Here is a 15,401-nt window from a genome sequence, read left to right as displayed (position 1 = left end):
AGGAACTGGAACATGTTCCAGTATTGACAGTGAATCGGTGCCGGTTCCGCCGCGCGAGGTATGCCATCCGGGTTACTCTCGCCGAGACCGTCTGGAAGGAAGATCCCATGAAGATCATCGTCGATTTCGACCGCTGCGAAGCGAACGGCGTCTGCGTCGGAATCGCCCCTGACATGTTCGAACTCGACGACGACGATCAGCTGACCGTCGCCGAGGGCGATATCGCCGCCGACCGCGTCGCCGATGCGGAGGAGGCGGTGGCGCAGTGCCCGAAGGCCGCGCTGAGATTGGTGTGATCGCCTCTTGTCGGATGGTGAAACACGTTCTAAAGTCGGCCCGATGAGTGTGATGCAGACTTCACTGGAGGGCCGGGTCGCCATCGTCACCGGTGCGGGCGCGGGTCTCGGCCGGGCCGAGGCGCTCGCGCTGGCCTCGGCGGGCGCGGCGGTGGTCGTCAACGACCTCACCGAGGACGCGGCCGCCGAAACGATCGCCGCAATTCGCGAACTCGGCGGTAAAGCGGAATTCGTCGGTGGAAGTATCGCCGAACGTGCCACCGCCGACGCGCTCGTCGCTACCGCGCGGGAATCGCTCGGGGGCCTCGATATCGTTGTCAACAATGCGGGTATTACGCGCGATCGCATGCTGTTCAACATGTCCGACGAAGACTGGGACGCCGTGCTCGCCGTTCATCTGCGCGGCCATTTTCTTTTGTCGCGCAATGCTTGCTCGTATTGGCGAACGGCCTCCAAATCGGCGGGCGAACCGGTGTACGGGCGGTTGATCAACACCTCCTCCGAGGCCGGTCTGCTCGGTCCCGAAGGGCAGGCGAACTACGGTGCGGCCAAGGCCGGAATCACCGCGCTCACCCTCTCGGCGGCGCGCGGATTGTCGCGCTACGGCGTGCGCGCCAACGCGATCTGCCCGCGTGCGCGCACGGCCATGACCGAGGCGGTCTTCTCCGAGGCGCCCGAGGGTCAGCTCGACCCGCTGGCTCCCGAACATGTCGCGAAGCTGGTCGCCTACCTGGCTTCGCCCGCGGCCGACGAGGTGAACGGGCAGGTCTTCGTGGTCTACGGCCCGATGGTCGCGCTGATGGCGCCGCCGACGGTCGAGCAGCGCTTCGACGCCGCGGGCGAGCAGTGGGCCGAGGACGATCTCGCCTCGACCCTGCAGCAGTACTTCGCCGGCCGCCCGGCCGACCACACTTTCTCGGCGCGAGCGCTTCGCGATCTCGGCTGAGGTTGCCGGATGTTGGCCGGGCGGAAAGTCGCCGTCCCGGCTCGCCGCAGATCTGTTGTACGCCGGTCCAGGTATTGGTAGACATGGACGTCGGCATGTGTGGTGTCTCACAGGAGGTCTGGGTGAAGCGGTCAGGAGTCGTTTCAGTTCGGACGGTATTTTCCGGGAAAAACTCCTGGTACAAGTCTCCGGAAATCGCAGACATTCGTGAGAACGTGTTCTAGTCTTTGGGCAGTCTTCAGATCGGGGTGGCGGTGAAGTACGGAAACGCGGACGCCTTGGTCCGCCCGTCTAACGAGGAGGATTGCCGGTGAACGACCTCCTTGCTGTCCCGTTGCGGGCAGTCGGCGGATTCTTCGAACTCGGCGCGGAAGTGGCACGAGCCGCCTTCCGCCGGCCGTTCCAATGGCGTGAGTTCGTCGACCAGTCCTGGTTCGTCGCCCGCGTCTCCATCCTGCCGACGCTGCTGGTGGCGATCCCGTTCACCGTGCTCGTCGTCTTCACCCTCAACATCCTGCTGCGCGAGATCGGTGCCGCCGACCTCAGCGGGGCGGCCGCCGCGTTCGGCGCCGTCACGCAGGTCGGCCCGATCGTCACCGTGCTGATCGTGGCCGGAGCGGGCGCGACAGCGATCTGCGCCGACCTCGGTGCCCGCACCATTCGCGAGGAGATCGACGCGATGAAGGTGCTCGGCATCGACCCGGTGAGCCGGCTCGTCGTGCCGCGCGTGCTCGCCTCGATGTTCGTGGCGCTGATGCTCAACAGCCTGGTGTGCACGGTCGGCATCGTCGGTGGCTTCGCGTTCTCGGTGTTTCTGCAAGGCGTGAATCCCGGTGCATTCGTCAACGGCATTCCGCTGCTCACCAATCTGCCCGAGCTGATCATCTCCGAAATCAAGGCGGGCCTGTTCGGGCTCATCGCCGGAATGGTCGCCTGTTATCTCGGGCTGCAGGTGAAAGGCGGGCCCAAGAGTGTGGGCGACGCCGTGAACCAGACCGTCGTGTTCGCCTTCATGGCGCTGTTCGTGGTGAATGTCGTCGTCACCGCGATCGGCCTGAAATTCACGGTGCGGTGAACACATGGCCTTTGTAGTTCGTTCCAAATTCCCGCGGGCAGTCCGACGATACGAGCGGGCGTCCAAAGCGCTGGACTCCCTCGGTGACAAGGCGATCTTCTTCGTCAAGGCACTCGGCTCGGTACCGCGCGCCCTGGTGCACTACCGCACCGAGACCATCCGGCTCATCGCCGAGATCAGCATGGGCAGTGGCGCTCTCGCCGTGATCGGCGGCACCGTGGTGATCGTCGGCTTCCTGACGCTGATGGCCGGTGGCACCATCGCGGTGCAGGGCTACAGCTCGCTCGGCAATATCGGCGTCGAGGCGCTCACCGGCTTCTTCGCCGCCTTCATCAATGTGCGCATCGCGGCGCCGGTGATCTCCGGTATCGGCCTGGCCGCCACCATCGGCGCGGGCGCGACCGCCCAGCTCGGCGCCATGCGGGTGGCCGAGGAGATCGACGCGCTGGAATCGATGGCGATCCGGCCGGTGCCGTTCCTGGTGGGAACCCGGGTGCTTGCGGGCATGATCGCGATCGTGCCGCTCTACGCCCTCGCGGTGATCGCCTCGTTCATCGCCAGCCGCTTCGCCACCGTGGTGATCTACGGGCAGTCGGCGGGCGTCTACGACCACTACTTCTCGACCTTCCTCATCCCCAGCGACATCCTGTGGTCGTTCGCGCAGGCGATGGTGATGGCCCTGGCTGTGATGCTGATCCACACCTACTACGGCTTCCACGCCGCGGGCGGTCCGGTCGGGGTCGGTGTGGCGGTCGGCAACGCGGTGCGGGCCTCGCTGGTCGCGGTCGTCACGGTGACGCTGCTGATCTCGCTGGCCATCTACGGCACCTCCGGCAACTTCCACCTCTCGGGATAGCGGTATGGACACCTCACGGATCGTTGCCGCGCTGCAGGGCGGGCTCGGGCGCAAGCTCGCGGCGCTTGCCCTCGTCGGCGTACTCGTCGCGGGCGCGGCCTTCGCGATCGCGCTGTTCCAGGGCGCGTTCACCAACACCGCCGTGGTGCTGGTCGACGCGCCTCGCTCGGGCCTGGTCCTCGACCCCGACGCCAAGGTGAAGGTGCGCGGCGTCGAGATCGGCCGGGTCGCCGACATCGACCTGGCCGCCGACGGTGCGACCCTGCGGTTGGAGCTCGACCCCGATCAGCTGAAGCTCGTGCCCGCCAACGCCGGGGTCGACATTCGCTCGACCACGGTGTTCGGCGCCAAGTACGTCAATTTCATTGTGCCCGAACAGCCTTCCGCGAAGTCGCTGGCGCCGGGCAGCACTGTCTCGGCGAGCTCGGTGACCGTCGAGTTCAACACCCTGTTCCAGCACCTGTCCGACGTGCTCGCCCAGGTGGAGCCCGAGAAGCTGAACGCGACCCTGACCGCGCTAGGCACCGCCCTCGAAGGGCGCGGCGACAAGTTCGGCGACCTGCTCGTCCGTTCGGATCGCTATCTGCGCGAACTGAATCCGTACCTGCCGACCTTGCAGACGGACCTGGACAAGACCGCGCAGGTGACCGGGATCTACGCCGATGTCGCCGATCCACTGTTGCGCACGGTCGACAATTCGACGGGCACCGCGCAGACCATCACCGAAATGCAGGGGCAGCTCGACAACGTGCTGGTGAATGTGATCGGCCTGTCCGATACGGCCGGAACTGTTCTGCGGGAGAACGAGAACGACCTGGTGACCGCGCTCGACCTGCTGCGTCCTTCCACCGCGCTGCTGTACGACTACCGCGAATCGGTGAGCTGTGTGGTCAACGGACTCGGCACACTGATCCCGATCGCCGAGGACATGATGGGTGGTTTGCTGCCCGGTGTCGGCATGAACGCGAGCTTCATGCTCGGTGCCAAGCCCTACAGCTACCCGGACGACCTGCCCAAGGTGAACGCGACCGGAGGCCCGCGCTGTGAAGGCGTGCTGGACCGCGTCCCGGAGAGCCATTCGGACTACCTGGTGACCGACACCAGCGAGGGCGCGCCGTACGCACCGACCACGCGCCACGAATTCCACGGCATGCCTCGGGTATTCCAGCTGCTGCTGGACGGAATGCCGGGAGTGACACGGTGAAGAACACCTCGACGACGATCAAACTGGCGATCTTCACCGTGGTGATGACGCTGGTATTCGCCGGTCTGGCAATCGTTTTGAGCCAGGCGCGGTTCTCCAGCGAGAACGGCTATCGCGCGGTGTTCACCAGCTCCTCGGGCATGGTGCCCGGCGCCAAGGTGCGCATCGCCGGTGTGCCGGTGGGTTCGGTGACCTCGGTGAAGGTCGGCGACGACAACCTCGCGCACGTCGAGTTCGATGTCGATACCAAGTACGCGGTCCTGGCCAGCACCCGGGCGGCGATCAAGTACGAGAACCTGGTCGGCGACCGCTATCTGGAGCTGCTGGAGGGGCCGGGCTCGGCTCGCCGGCTTTCCGACGGCGACACCATCGGCCTCGAACAGACCCAGCCCGCCCTCGACCTCGACCTGCTGCTCGGCGGCTTCAAGCCGCTGCTGCGCGGGCTCGACCCGGCGCAGGTCAACGACCTCACCGAGGCGCTGCTGCAGATCTTCCAGGGCCAGGGCGGAACGCTCGTGTCGCTGCTCAACAGCGGTGGCGGCTTCGCCAAGACCCTGGCCGATCGCGACGCGCTGATCGGCAGTGTGATCGACAACCTGAACACCGTGCTCGCCACGGTCAGCGATCGCGGCGATCAATTCGCCACCACCATCGACGAACTGCAGCGCCTGGTCAGCGACCTGTCCGCGGAGCGCGATCCGATCGGCAACGCGTTGCCGAGGATCGCGGGCGCGACCAAGGAGGTCAACGACCTGCTGGTGCAGGCCCGTCCCGATCTGCGCTCCACGATCGAACAGACCGGTCGGCTCGCCACCAATCTGGACGAGGGGTCCGACCACATCCAATGGGTGCTCGACAGACTGCCGGATACCTACAAGAAACTCATCCGGATCGGCGCCTACGGCTCCTTCCTCCAGCTCTACATCTGCGGTACCAACTTGTTGATCAGTGGCCCCGATGGCAAGCCGATGGAAGTCCACATGCCGGCGCTGCAGGTCACCGGAAGGTGTAAGCCCAATGAATGAGGACAAGTCGCCCGCGGCGACGATCGGCATCGTCGGCGTGGTGCTGGCGCTGACGATCTCGCTCGCGACGCTGCAATTCACCGACCTCCCGTTCATCCGCTCGGGGGCCGCCTTCACCGCGAACTTCCTCGACGCGGGCGGTCTCGTCCCCGGCGACCCGGTGCATGTGGCCGGTGTGCGCTCCGGCGAGGTACGGCAGGTGAGCCTCGACGGCGACAAGGTTCTGGTGAAGTTCGACCTCGACGAGTCGATCGTGCTGGGGGAGAAGACGACCGCCGCGATCAAGACCAACACCGTGCTCGGCCGCAAATCCTTGGATGTGGTGCCGGACGGCCCCGGCGCCATCGGCGCGCGGGACACCATTCCGGTCGAGCGGACCAGCTCGCCCTACTCGCTCAACGAAGCACTGAGCGATCTCGGCGGGACGGTGCGCGACCTCGACCTGGAGCAGGTCGACCAGACCCTCGATACGCTGTCGGCCGCGTTCGCCGACACACCGGGCCCGCTGCGCAACGCGCTCGACGGCGTCACCGCGCTCTCCCGCAGCATCAACACCCGCGACCAGGCGCTGACCGACCTGCTGGCCAGGGCGCAGAACGTCACCAAGATCCTGGCCGACCGCAGCACCCAGCTCAACACGCTGCTCATCGACGGCAACGCGCTGCTCGGCGAGCTCGACCGGCGCCGGGCCGCGATCAACCAGCTCGTCGTGTACATCGACGATGTGGCCAGACAGCTTTCGGGCCTGGTCGCCGACAACGAGCCGCAGATGCGGCCGACGCTCGACCGCCTGAATTCGGTCCTCGCCCTGCTCCAGCGCAACAAGCAGAACCTCAACGACGCCCTCGACGGTCTCGGCCCCTACGCCGCCGCGCTCGGCGAGCAGGTCGGCAACGGACCCTGGTTCAACGCCTACGTCGTGAACGCGACAAGTGTCGAGCTCCGTCCGCTCGTCGACGCGCTGGTCTGGCCAGAACAACTGCCCCAGGACGTGATCGACATCTTCACCCACCCCAGGACGCCGTACATCGCTCCTGCCGAGGAGGATCCCCCGCGATGAGCTCGACCCAGCAGGTGCGCGGGTTGCCGCGCTGGACGATCGCGGTGGCGGTGGTGGTGATCGCGGCGCTTGTCGCGGTCGGCGTCTACCTCGTGACCGGCGCCGGAAAGAACACGGTGACCGCCTCGTTCACCTCGACCACCGGTCTGTACGCGGGCGACGAGGTGCGGGTACTCGGCGTCACCGTCGGCAGCATCGACTCCATCGAACCGGGCCGCGGCCAGGTTCAGGTGAAGATGAGCATCGACAGCGATGTCGATCTGCCCGCCGACGCACGCGCCGTCATCATCGCGCCGTCCTTGGTCTCGGCCCGATTCGTGCAGCTCGCGCCCGCCTACACCGGCGGCCCGAAACTGGCCGACGGAGCGCAGATTCCGCTCGAGCGCACCGCGGTGCCGGTGGAGTGGGACGAGATCAAGGCCGAGCTGACCAAGCTGTCGGCGGCGCTCGGTCCGGTCGGTGACGACAAGCAGGGCTCCTTCGGCCGCTTCGTCGACACCGCGGCCCAGAACCTCGACGGCAACGGCCAGAAGTTCCGCGACACCCTGCGTGAACTGTCCGCGACCCTGACCACCCTCTCCGACGGGCGAACCGACCTGTTCGCCACCATCCGCAACCTGCAGAAGTTCGTCGAGGTGCTCTCGGCGAGCAACGAGCAGATCGTGCAGTTCAGCGGCCGGCTCGCGTCGGTGTCGTCGGTGCTTGCCGGTGCGTCGGAAGAACTCGGCGCCGGTCTGGACAGTCTCGATGTGGCACTGGCCGATGTGAAGCGGTTCCTCGAGGGGACCGGTGGGGAGCTGACCGAGGGCGTCGAGCGGCTCGCCGACGTCACCCAGACCCTGGTGGACAATCGGCCCGAGATCGAACGGGTGCTGCACTCCGGCCCCACGGCGATGGTGAATTTCTACCAGCTCTACAAACCGGCTCAGGGTTCGCTCACCGGCGCGGTGGCGCTAAACAACACGGCCAATCCGCTCAGCTTCCTGTGCGGATCGATCCGGGCCATCGAACACAACAACTCCGACCGCTCCGCCGACCTGTGCGCCGAGTTCCTCGCACCGGTGATCAGTTCGCTGGCGATGAATTACGTGCCGATCATGACCAACCCGGCCACCGGCGTCACCGCCTTCCCCGAGCAGCTGGTGTACAGCGATCCGAGCCTGGCCGGTGCGGTCGAGCAGGATCAGGCGCCGGTCGCGTCGCCGATCACCGTGCCCGAAGGTCTTGCCGGGCTTGCTATTCCAGGAGGACCGCGATGAGGCGGCGCATACTCGCCGGGCTGGCCGTCGGCGTCGCCGTGGCGCTCGGCACCACCGGTTGTCAGTTCGACGGGCTCAACTCGCTGCCCATGCCGGGCTCCGAGGGGCGGATGGACGGCTCCTACACGGTGCGCATCCAGATGCCCAATGTCACGACGCTGACCCGGAATTCGCCGGTGCGGGTGAACGACATCGAGGTCGGCAATGTCACCGGGATCGAGGTCGAGGGCTGGCACGCGCTGGTGACGGTCTCGCTCAACCCCGATGTGCGCCTGCCCGCCAACGCGGTCGCCAAGATCGGGCAGACCAGTCTGCTCGGCAGCAACCACGTCGAGTTGGCCGCGCCGACAAGCGAACCGCCGACCGGTCAGCTGCGGGGCGGCGATGTCATCCCGCTCGAACGGGCCGGTGCCTACCCGACCACCGAACAGGTGCTGTCGTCGCTGTCGGTGGTGCTCAACGGCGGCGGTATCGCGCAGCTCGAGACGATCACCACCGAGCTGAACGCGATGGTCAACGGTCGCGAGGACGAGATCGCCGACCTGCTGCCGCAGCTCAACGAGCTGACGACCGGGTTGCAGCGCCAGACCGGCAGCATCATCGCCGCGATGGAGGGTCTGGATCGGCTGGCGGTGAAACTGGCCGGTCAGCGTGAGGTGATCGCCGAGGCGATCGAGCAGATCCATCCCGCGCTCACCGCCCTGGCCGACCGATCGGCGAATATCGCCAGGGCGATCACGGCGCTCGGCGAGCTCGGCGACGTCAGCGAACGACTGATCAAGACCAGCGGCGACGACCTGGTGGCCAACCTGCGCAGTCTGGGCCCCGTGCTGCAGACGCTGGCCGACACCGGGACCAACCTGATCCAGGCGCTCGGCATCCTGCCGACCTTCCCGTTCCCGATCAGGAATATCGACAACGCGATCATGGGCGACTACCTGAATCTGTTCATCACCTTCGACCTGACCGCAAGCCGTCTCGACAGCAACTGGCTCACCGGTACGCCGCTCGGCGGTCGCTTCGGCGGTGTCGAGGGTGTGGTGGGCTCGTTCGCGCCGTCGACCGCGACGGATGCCGGTGACCCGGCCACCGCCCCGATGGCGCCCGCACCGGCCCCCGCACCCGCGCCCGCCATTCCCGGGCTACCGGCCATTCCCGGTCTGCCCGCCATCCCCGGCATCACCGCGCCGCTGCCCGGCCAGGAAGGGGCGGGTCGATGAAACTCACCCGGTTCGTGCGAGCCCAGCTCGCGATCTTCGCGGTGCTCACCGTGATCGGTCTGGTCGTGATGAGCGGCAGCTACCTGCATGTTCCCGCGATGTTCGGCATCGGCCGGTACGCGGTGACCGTGCAGCTGGCCGCCACCGGCGGGCTCTACCCGACGGCCAATGTGTCCTACCGTGGCCAGAACATCGGCAAGGTGGAGGCGGTGCGGCTCACGCCCGCGGGCGTCGAGGCGGACCTGTCGATCGACAGCGACTACAAGGTCCCCGCCGATTCGAGTGCCTGGGTACGCAGTGTCTCGGCGATCGGCGAGCAGTACGTCGACCTCGTGCCGAGCGAACAGCCCGCCGACGGGCACCTGCGCGACGGCTCGGTGATCCCGGTGCAGCGCACCCATCTGCCGCAGGATGTCGGCGCGATGCTCGACCAGGCCGACAAATTGCTCGCCACCGTCGCCGATACCCGGCTGCGCCAGGTGATCGACGAGGCGTTCCTGGCGTTCAACGGCGCCGGACCCGACCTGCAACGGTTCATCGACTCCGCGGCGCTGCTGATCCAGCAGGCCGAGACCGACATCGAACCGACCAAGAAGCTGCTCGACCAGATCGGCCCCCTGCTCGACACGCAGATCGAGTCCGAAGCCGATATCCGTTCCTGGACAAACGATCTGGCCACGATCACCGACCAACTCCGGGAAAGCGACCCGACGCTGCGAAACCTGTTGAACAACGGCCCTTCCGCGATGGAGGTGGTGAACAAGCAGTTCCAGGATCTGCGTCCCACCCTGCCGCTGCTGGCGCGAAACCTGGTGAGCCTCGGGCAGGTCGGGGTGACCTACAACGCGAGCGTGGAACAACTTCTGGTCGTCTTTCCGCCGCTGATCGCGGCGCTGCGCACCGCCATCCGCGGCCCGGCCAAATACGGCGTGATGGTCGACTTCATGACCGTGCTCAACGACCCGCCCGCCTGCACCACCGGCTTCCTGCCTGCGGAACAGTGGCGGGAGCCGAGCGACCTGACGCCGATGGACACTCCGCCCGGGCTGTACTGCAAGGTTCCGCAGGACTCGAACATCGCGGTCCGCGGCATCCGCAACACCCCGTGCATGGAGTTCCCCGGCCGCCGCGCACCCACCCCCGAACTGTGCCGGACCGGGTTCGTGCCCGAGGGCAACAATCCGCCGTTCGGCGAGGTAGAGCCGGTCGCTCCGGCGTCCGCACCGGCAGGCGCATCGACGGGCGCTGTGACGCCCGCCGCAGCGCGCCCCTATGATCCGTCGACGGGTACGTACCTGGGCACAGACGGACGCACCTACCGCCAAGGTGACATCGCCACCGATGGTTCGGGCACCGTTCCGGCCAGCTGGCAGGCGATGTTGGAGGAGCAGCAACGATGAACGACAACGACAACCGCCGCCCGCGTCGCCGGGCCGCACGCTCGGCCGGGCCACCGGCCGAGGAGAAGGCGGCCGTGACGGTGGCCGTGAGTAAGAGCGAATACACATCACCGGCTGCCGAGGTTGCCGCCAGGTCGGCCGACACGGTGAGGTTCGCCGAGGTCGCCGCCGCTGCTACCGCGAAGGGCGCCGAGAGCGCGGCAGCACCCACGGTGAAACTCGGCAAGGATGCCGTGGAGCCCGCCGCGCGGCTCGACAAGGACGCCGTCGATTCATCCGCTCCGACCGTGAAGCTCGCCGGCGGCATCGCGCAGTCCGCGGACGCGACGGTGCAGAACGTTCCCGACGGGGAGAAGAAGTCGCGCGTGCGTCGCGTCCTCGCCGTCGCGGCGGCGGCCGTCCTCGTACTCGCGCTCATGGTCGGTGCGGGCGCCTCCGCCGTCGCCGCGTTCATGACCGACGCCGAAGAGGACCTGCGCGCGGAGTACACCGAGACCGCACGTCAGGCCGTGCTGAACCTGACGACCATCCGCGCCGAATCGGCCAAGGAAGACATCGACCGCATCCTGGCTGTGGCATCGGGCGACTTCAAGTCCGAGTTCGACGGTCGTGTCGACCCGTTCATGGATGTCGTCAAGCAGGCCAACGTGGTGTCCAACGGCAGCGTTGTCGAGTCGGCCATCGTCTCGGCCGACCTCGAATCCGCGCAGGTGCTCGTCGCCGCGAAACAGACGGTGACCAACAACGGTTCGCCCGAACCCCAATCGCGCCAGTACCGATTCCGCATCACCGTGACCAACGGTGAGACGGGCATGACCGTGTCGAAAGTGGAGTTCGTGGGATGAGCCGCAGAAGCGCACAGATCATTTTCGGCATCCTCGCCGTCTTCGGCCTGATCGCCGTCGCCGTGCTCGGCGTCAGCGGCTACCAGTTGTGGCAGCACGACCGTACCGAGCAGGCCCGGGGCGAGGCGATGAGCACGGCGAGCCGCACGGTGAGCGCCATGTTCAGCTATGAACACGTCACCGTCGACACCGAGCTGCCCAAGGCGGCCGACGGCCTGAGCGAGTCGTTCCGCAACGACTACCTGCGGCTCATCGAGGAAGCCATCGCGCCGGGCGCCAAGGAGAAGCAGCTCACCGTCAAGGCGACAACGCAGGCCGAAGGCGTGATCTCCGCCGAACCGGAACACGCGGTGGTGCTGCTGTACCTGAATCAGGTGACCACCAGCAAGGACACGCCGCAGGGCACCGCCTCGGGCAGCCGCGTCCGGGTCTCGCTGGACAAGACCGGCGATCGCTGGCTGGTTTCCCAGGTCACGCCGGTCTGAGTCCTAACGGCTGGTTTCGGGGTAGTTGTCGTCGTCCTCGCTGAGTAGCGCGGAGCCGGCCACACTGCCCTGGGAGAGGGCGTCGAGGAAGGCGCGGGCCCAGCGGTCCACGTCGTGGGTGAGGACCTGGCGGCGCATGGAGCGCATGCGGCGGCGTTTGGTGTCGCGGTCGTCGTCGAGGGCGCCGACGATCGCGTCCTTCACGCTGTCCAGGTCGTGCGGGTTGCACAGGTAGGACTGCCGCAATTCGGCTGCCGCACCGGTGAATTCGCTGAGGACCAGGGCGCCGTTGAGGTCGCTGTGGCAGGCCACGTACTCCTTGGCGACCAGGTTCATGCCGTCGCGCAGCGGTGTGACGAGCATGGCGTCGGCGGCCACGAAGAAGGCGATCAGCTCGTCGCGGGGGATCGGCCGGTGCAGGTAGTGCACCACCGGGTAGCCCACACGGGCGAATTCGCCGTTGATCCGGCCCACCTGACGTTCGATGTCGCCGCGCATCTTGATGTAGCTCTGTACGCGCTCACGCGACGGCGTTGCCAGCTGGACCATCACTGTCTCGGCCGGGTCGATGCGACCCTCCTCCAGGAGCTCCTGGAGGGCATTGAGGCGGATGTCGATGCCCTTGGTGTAGTCGAGGCGGTCGACGCCGAGCATGATGTTCTTCGGGTTGCCCAATTCGGCGCGGATCTTGGCCGCGCGCTCACGCACCGACCGGCGTCGTGAGTGCTCGTCGAGTTCGGCGGAATCGATCGAGATCGGGAACGCGCCCACGCGCACCGTGCGGAAACCGACCTGGACCACACCCAGCTTGGACCGCACCCCGATGGTGCCGCGCGAGGTGGGCTGGCCGGCCAGCCTGCGGGCCAGGTACAGGAAGTTCTGTGCGCCACCGGGCAGATGGAAACCGATCAGGTCGGCACCGAGCAGGCCCTCGACGATCTCGGTGCGCCACGGCATCTGCATGAACAGCTCGACCGGCGGGAACGGGATGTGCAGGAAGAACCCGATGGTCAGATCCGGGCGAAGCATGCGAAGCATCTTCGGCACCAGCTGTAGCTGGTAGTCCTGCACCCACACCGTCGCGCCCTCTGCGGCCACCTTCGCGGTCTCCTCGGCGAAGCGCCGGTTGACCTCCACATAGGCCGCCCACCAGGCCCGGTCGTACACGGGCCGCACGATCACGTCGTGGTACAGCGGCCACAGCGTGCCGTTGGAGAACCCCTCGTAGTAGTCCTCCACCTCCTGCGACGACAGCGGCACCGGATACAGCTCGAGCCCGTCCTCGATGATCGGCTCGACGTCGACATCGGGCACCCCGGCCCAGCCGACCCAGGCGCCTTTGTTGCTGCGCAGTACCGGTTCCAGCGCGGTCACCAGACCGCCGGGGCTGCGCTTCCACCGGGTGGTGCCGTCGGGCAGTTTCTCGAGGTCGACCGGGAGCCGGTTGGCGACGACGACGAATCCCGATCCCGCACCCGAGGGTGCCACGGGTTCCTCGGACGGACGGTCGTTGGACTGTTCATCGATCATCTGGTCCACTCACGCATCCTTTGCGTCGCAGGGTGCCGTTTTGAGGTTGTAGTAGGTGATTGCTCAGCTGGGGCCGATGCCGAGCATCGACAGCAGCATGCGGCACTCGTCGGCGTCCTCGGCATATGCCGCGACCACGCGCTGGGCCTGGCGAGCGGTCTCGTCGGCCAGCGGTTCGAGCTCGTCGTCGGCGATGTCGTTGGCGGTGCTCTTCGCGGCCATAGTGGTTCGTCCTCCCGGTTTTCCAACGCTCTTCGTGCGAGTAGTCAATAGTATCGGGCGCCGGTTACCGTGGATTGGTTCGTCAACCCGACCGAAAGGTTTCCCCATGCCACTGGCCACGGTGAACGGCATCGCACTGAACTATCAGGTCAAGGGCGACCGTACCAAGGGCACCGACGTCAAGGGCGGCGGTCCGCTGGTGGTGTTGATCATGGGAACCGGTTCGCCCGGCCGCGTCTGGGAGCTGCACCAGGTGCCCGCGCTGGTCGCGGCCGGATACCGGGTGTGCACCTTCGACAACCGCGGCATCGCGCCGTCCTACGAGGCCGCGGGCGGTATGCGCATCGAGGAACTGGTCGCCGACACCGCCGCGCTCATCGAACTCCTCGACGAGGGCCCCGCGCTGGTCGCAGGCACGTCGATGGGCGCGCGGGTGGCCCAGGAACTGGCGCTCGCCCGCCCCGATCTCGTGCGCAAGGCCGTGTTCATGGCCGGTCACGGCCGTCTCGACCAGTTCCAGAAGACCCTGTCGGCCGGTGAGCAGGACCTCGACGCCTCGGGCGTGCAACTGCCCGCCAAGTTCGAGGCGGCCGTCACGGCGGTGATGAACCTGTCGCCCGCCACCATGGCCGACCGCAACGCCGCCCGCGACTGGCTCGACCTGTTCGAATTCACCGGCGGACCGGCCACCGCGGGCATCCGCGCCCAGCGCGCGATGGACCACGACTTCGACCGCGTGGCCGCCTACCGCGCGATCACCGTGCCCTGCCTGTCGATCGGTTTCGCCGACGACCGCATGATCCCCCCGTACCTGTCGCGCGAGGTCGCCGAGGCCATCCCCGGCGCCCGGTACCAGGAAATCCCCGACGCGGGTCATTTCGGCTACCTCGAACGGCCCGAGGCCGTGAACAAGATCCTGCTCGATTTCTTCGCGAGCTGAGGTAACCGCCTACGCGTAACGTATGGCTTGCTAGGGTCGACACAACGCTCGGGGCTTGCCGGCCTCAGCGATCCCGTACACAGCGCCAGTATCCAGTGAGGTGAAATGAGCACCAACCCCTTCGACGACGAGGACGGCCGCTTCTTCGTTCTGGTCAACGATGAAGAGCAGCACTCCCTGTGGCCCGCGTTCGCGGAGGTCCCGGCGGGTTGGCGCGTCGTGTTCGGCGAAGAAAGCCGGGCCGCGTGCGTCGAGTACGTCGAGAAGAACTGGACCGATATGCGTCCCAAGAGCCTGCGTGACGCCATGGCCGCCGACGATGCGGCCCGCGCCCAGTCCTGACCGGTACCTTCCGAATACTGCGCCGGGACCGCTCGCTGGGCGTCCCCGCGTGACACCGAACTCGGTGTCACGCGGCGGACGTGTCCGGCTATGATGGTCGCTGCCCTCCGGGGCACATCAGTACCCGCCTCCTTAGCTCAGTGGTAGAGCACCGCTCTTGTAAAGCGAAGGTCGTCAGTTCAATCCTGACAGGGGGCTCCGAGAAACCCGACTTGTGAATCAGGTCGGGTTCTTCTATTTCTCCGCCACCTTTCACCGGCCGTGGCCAGGAGAAGAATCTCTGGTGAACACCCCCATCGGCCCCTCTACCGAGCGGTGATTCGCGCCTAGCATCCAACACCAGGCTCGACCGAATTCAGTGGCAACGGGGGGTTGCGTGCAGGTCTCACCAGAAGAACTCAGGACGGCGGCGGGGACCATCGACGAAGTCGTCGGTGATATCGGGCGCTTACCAGCCTTCGATGCGGGTGTTGGGGCGCTCGGAACGCTCGGGTCGTTCATGCAGGGCTCGCTCACCGGTCCCGAACTCGACAAACTCGAATCAGCCCGCACCAAGGCCCTGCGTGTGGTGTCCGGACGGTACAGCGAGCTCGCCAGCGTGCTGCGGCACAGCGCCGACGCCTATCGGGAAACTGATATCGACACCGCGACCCGGCTGAGTGCGCTAGGCGACCTCAACGCGGGAGTGCGCTGACA

At 66.9% G+C, this 15,401-nt stretch carries 17 protein-coding genes and 1 tRNA gene; 16 read left to right on the top strand and 2 right to left on the bottom strand.

Annotated features, from left to right (window positions below; translation table 11 throughout):
* Positions 1–107: 107 nt before the first annotated feature.
* The 12 genes from AB0F86_RS27680 to AB0F86_RS27625 all read left to right on the top strand — a co-directional run bounded on the left by AB0F86_RS27680 (position 108) and on the right by AB0F86_RS27625 (position 11,671).
* Positions 108–296, top strand: a complete 189-nt coding sequence (locus AB0F86_RS27680; protein ID WP_356986819.1) for a ferredoxin — start codon at positions 108–110, stop codon at positions 294–296.
* 43 nt (positions 297–339) lie between these two features.
* Positions 340–1,242: a 3-oxoacyl-ACP reductase gene (locus AB0F86_RS27675; RefSeq protein WP_356986753.1), complete on the top strand. Its 903-nt coding sequence runs from the start codon at positions 340–342 to the stop codon at positions 1,240–1,242.
* Positions 1,243–1,552: 310 nt separating this feature from the next.
* Entirely contained in the window at positions 1,553–2,317 is a 765-nt protein-coding gene (locus tag AB0F86_RS27670) for an ABC transporter permease (protein ID WP_067492283.1), read from the top strand.
* A gap of 4 nt (positions 2,318–2,321) precedes the next feature.
* Positions 2,322–3,173, top strand: coding sequence for an ABC transporter permease (locus tag AB0F86_RS27665; RefSeq protein WP_067492284.1), 852 nt, complete (start codon positions 2,322–2,324; stop codon positions 3,171–3,173).
* Between the two features lie 4 nt (positions 3,174–3,177).
* Positions 3,178–4,377: an MCE family protein gene (locus AB0F86_RS27660; protein WP_181698740.1), complete on the top strand. Its 1,200-nt coding sequence runs from the start codon at positions 3,178–3,180 to the stop codon at positions 4,375–4,377.
* Positions 4,374–5,402, top strand: a complete 1,029-nt coding sequence (locus tag AB0F86_RS27655; RefSeq protein ID WP_181698739.1) for an MCE family protein — start codon at positions 4,374–4,376, stop codon at positions 5,400–5,402. Before AB0F86_RS27660 ends, AB0F86_RS27655 begins: the two co-directional genes overlap by 4 nt.
* Positions 5,395–6,462: an MCE family protein gene (locus AB0F86_RS27650; protein ID WP_356986755.1), complete on the top strand. Its 1,068-nt coding sequence runs from the start codon at positions 5,395–5,397 to the stop codon at positions 6,460–6,462. The genes AB0F86_RS27655 and AB0F86_RS27650 overlap by 8 nt, the downstream gene beginning before the upstream one ends.
* A complete protein-coding gene (locus AB0F86_RS27645) occupies positions 6,459–7,721 on the top strand; it encodes an MCE family protein (RefSeq protein ID WP_181698737.1) in 1,263 nt (420 codons plus the stop codon). Before AB0F86_RS27650 ends, AB0F86_RS27645 begins: the two co-directional genes overlap by 4 nt.
* The gene (locus tag AB0F86_RS27640) at positions 7,718–8,941 is read left to right on the top strand and encodes an MCE family protein (RefSeq protein ID WP_356986757.1); all 1,224 of its coding nucleotides are present in this window, start codon (positions 7,718–7,720) and stop codon (positions 8,939–8,941) included. The genes AB0F86_RS27645 and AB0F86_RS27640 overlap by 4 nt, the downstream gene beginning before the upstream one ends.
* Positions 8,938–10,341, top strand: a complete 1,404-nt coding sequence (locus AB0F86_RS27635; RefSeq protein WP_181698735.1) for an MlaD family protein — start codon at positions 8,938–8,940, stop codon at positions 10,339–10,341. Before AB0F86_RS27640 ends, AB0F86_RS27635 begins: the two co-directional genes overlap by 4 nt.
* Positions 10,338–11,186: a hypothetical protein gene (locus AB0F86_RS27630; protein WP_356986759.1), complete on the top strand. Its 849-nt coding sequence runs from the start codon at positions 10,338–10,340 to the stop codon at positions 11,184–11,186. The genes AB0F86_RS27635 and AB0F86_RS27630 overlap by 4 nt, the downstream gene beginning before the upstream one ends.
* The gene (locus AB0F86_RS27625; protein WP_356986761.1) at positions 11,183–11,671 is read left to right on the top strand and encodes a h domain protein; all 489 of its coding nucleotides are present in this window, start codon (positions 11,183–11,185) and stop codon (positions 11,669–11,671) included. Before AB0F86_RS27630 ends, AB0F86_RS27625 begins: the two co-directional genes overlap by 4 nt.
* Before the next feature lie 3 nt (positions 11,672–11,674).
* Here the strand turns inward: AB0F86_RS27625 and AB0F86_RS27620 are convergent, their stop codons facing one another.
* On the bottom strand, positions 11,675–13,201 hold the full coding sequence (locus AB0F86_RS27620) for a trehalose-6-phosphate synthase (RefSeq protein WP_181698763.1): 1,527 nt from the start codon (positions 13,199–13,201) through the stop codon (positions 11,675–11,677).
* A 63-nt stretch (positions 13,202–13,264) separates the two neighbouring features.
* Positions 13,265–13,423, bottom strand: coding sequence for a hypothetical protein (locus AB0F86_RS27615; protein ID WP_166655756.1), 159 nt, complete (start codon positions 13,421–13,423; stop codon positions 13,265–13,267).
* Between the two features lie 106 nt (positions 13,424–13,529).
* On the opposite strand from AB0F86_RS27615, the gene AB0F86_RS27610 reads away from it, so the two are divergent.
* The 4 genes from AB0F86_RS27610 to AB0F86_RS27595 all read left to right on the top strand — a co-directional run bounded on the left by AB0F86_RS27610 (position 13,530) and on the right by AB0F86_RS27595 (position 15,399).
* On the top strand, positions 13,530–14,363 hold the full coding sequence (locus AB0F86_RS27610; RefSeq protein WP_356986763.1) for an alpha/beta hydrolase: 834 nt from the start codon (positions 13,530–13,532) through the stop codon (positions 14,361–14,363).
* A gap of 105 nt (positions 14,364–14,468) precedes the next feature.
* Positions 14,469–14,705 carry an MbtH family protein gene (locus AB0F86_RS27605; protein ID WP_022565839.1) on the top strand — a complete coding sequence of 79 codons (237 nt, stop codon included), beginning with the start codon at positions 14,469–14,471 and terminating at the stop codon, positions 14,703–14,705.
* A gap of 126 nt (positions 14,706–14,831) precedes the next feature.
* A tRNA-Thr gene (locus AB0F86_RS27600) sits at positions 14,832–14,903 on the top strand.
* 178 nt (positions 14,904–15,081) lie between these two features.
* Positions 15,082–15,399: a type VII secretion target gene (locus tag AB0F86_RS27595; protein ID WP_356986766.1), complete on the top strand. Its 318-nt coding sequence runs from the start codon at positions 15,082–15,084 to the stop codon at positions 15,397–15,399.
* Positions 15,400–15,401: the final 2 nt, after the last annotated feature.

Origin of the sequence: Nocardia sp. NPDC023733, from assembly GCF_040639775.1 — a bacterium.
Lineage (GTDB): Bacteria > Actinomycetota > Actinomycetes > Mycobacteriales > Mycobacteriaceae > Nocardia > Nocardia rosealba.
The sequence above is the reverse complement of the archived record's forward strand: the minus strand, read 5'-3'. Positions and strand labels throughout refer to the sequence as shown.

Excerpts from the sequence above, each read along its gene's own strand:
- AB0F86_RS27645 (WP_181698737.1), top strand. The coding sequence starts at position 6,459 with ATGAGCTCGACCCAGCAGGTGCGCGGGTTGCCGCGCTGGACGATCGCG.
- AB0F86_RS27680 (WP_356986819.1), top strand. The coding sequence starts at position 108 with ATGAAGATCATCGTCGATTTCGACCGCTGCGAAGCGAACGGCGTCTGC.
- AB0F86_RS27660 (WP_181698740.1), top strand. The coding sequence starts at position 3,178 with ATGGACACCTCACGGATCGTTGCCGCGCTGCAGGGCGGGCTCGGGCGC.
- AB0F86_RS27610 (WP_356986763.1), top strand. The coding sequence starts at position 13,530 with ATGCCACTGGCCACGGTGAACGGCATCGCACTGAACTATCAGGTCAAG.
- AB0F86_RS27635 (WP_181698735.1), top strand. The coding sequence starts at position 8,938 with ATGAAACTCACCCGGTTCGTGCGAGCCCAGCTCGCGATCTTCGCGGTG.
- AB0F86_RS27620 (WP_181698763.1), bottom strand. The coding sequence starts at position 13,201 with ATGATCGATGAACAGTCCAACGACCGTCCGTCCGAGGAACCCGTGGCA.
- AB0F86_RS27650 (WP_356986755.1), top strand. The coding sequence starts at position 5,395 with ATGAATGAGGACAAGTCGCCCGCGGCGACGATCGGCATCGTCGGCGTG.
- AB0F86_RS27625 (WP_356986761.1), top strand. The coding sequence starts at position 11,183 with ATGAGCCGCAGAAGCGCACAGATCATTTTCGGCATCCTCGCCGTCTTC.
- AB0F86_RS27605 (WP_022565839.1), top strand. The coding sequence starts at position 14,469 with ATGAGCACCAACCCCTTCGACGACGAGGACGGCCGCTTCTTCGTTCTG.
- AB0F86_RS27615 (WP_166655756.1), bottom strand. The coding sequence starts at position 13,423 with ATGGCCGCGAAGAGCACCGCCAACGACATCGCCGACGACGAGCTCGAA.
- AB0F86_RS27640 (WP_356986757.1), top strand. The coding sequence starts at position 7,718 with ATGAGGCGGCGCATACTCGCCGGGCTGGCCGTCGGCGTCGCCGTGGCG.
- AB0F86_RS27665 (WP_067492284.1), top strand. The coding sequence starts at position 2,322 with ATGGCCTTTGTAGTTCGTTCCAAATTCCCGCGGGCAGTCCGACGATAC.
- AB0F86_RS27630 (WP_356986759.1), top strand. The coding sequence starts at position 10,338 with ATGAACGACAACGACAACCGCCGCCCGCGTCGCCGGGCCGCACGCTCG.
- AB0F86_RS27675 (WP_356986753.1), top strand. The coding sequence starts at position 340 with ATGAGTGTGATGCAGACTTCACTGGAGGGCCGGGTCGCCATCGTCACC.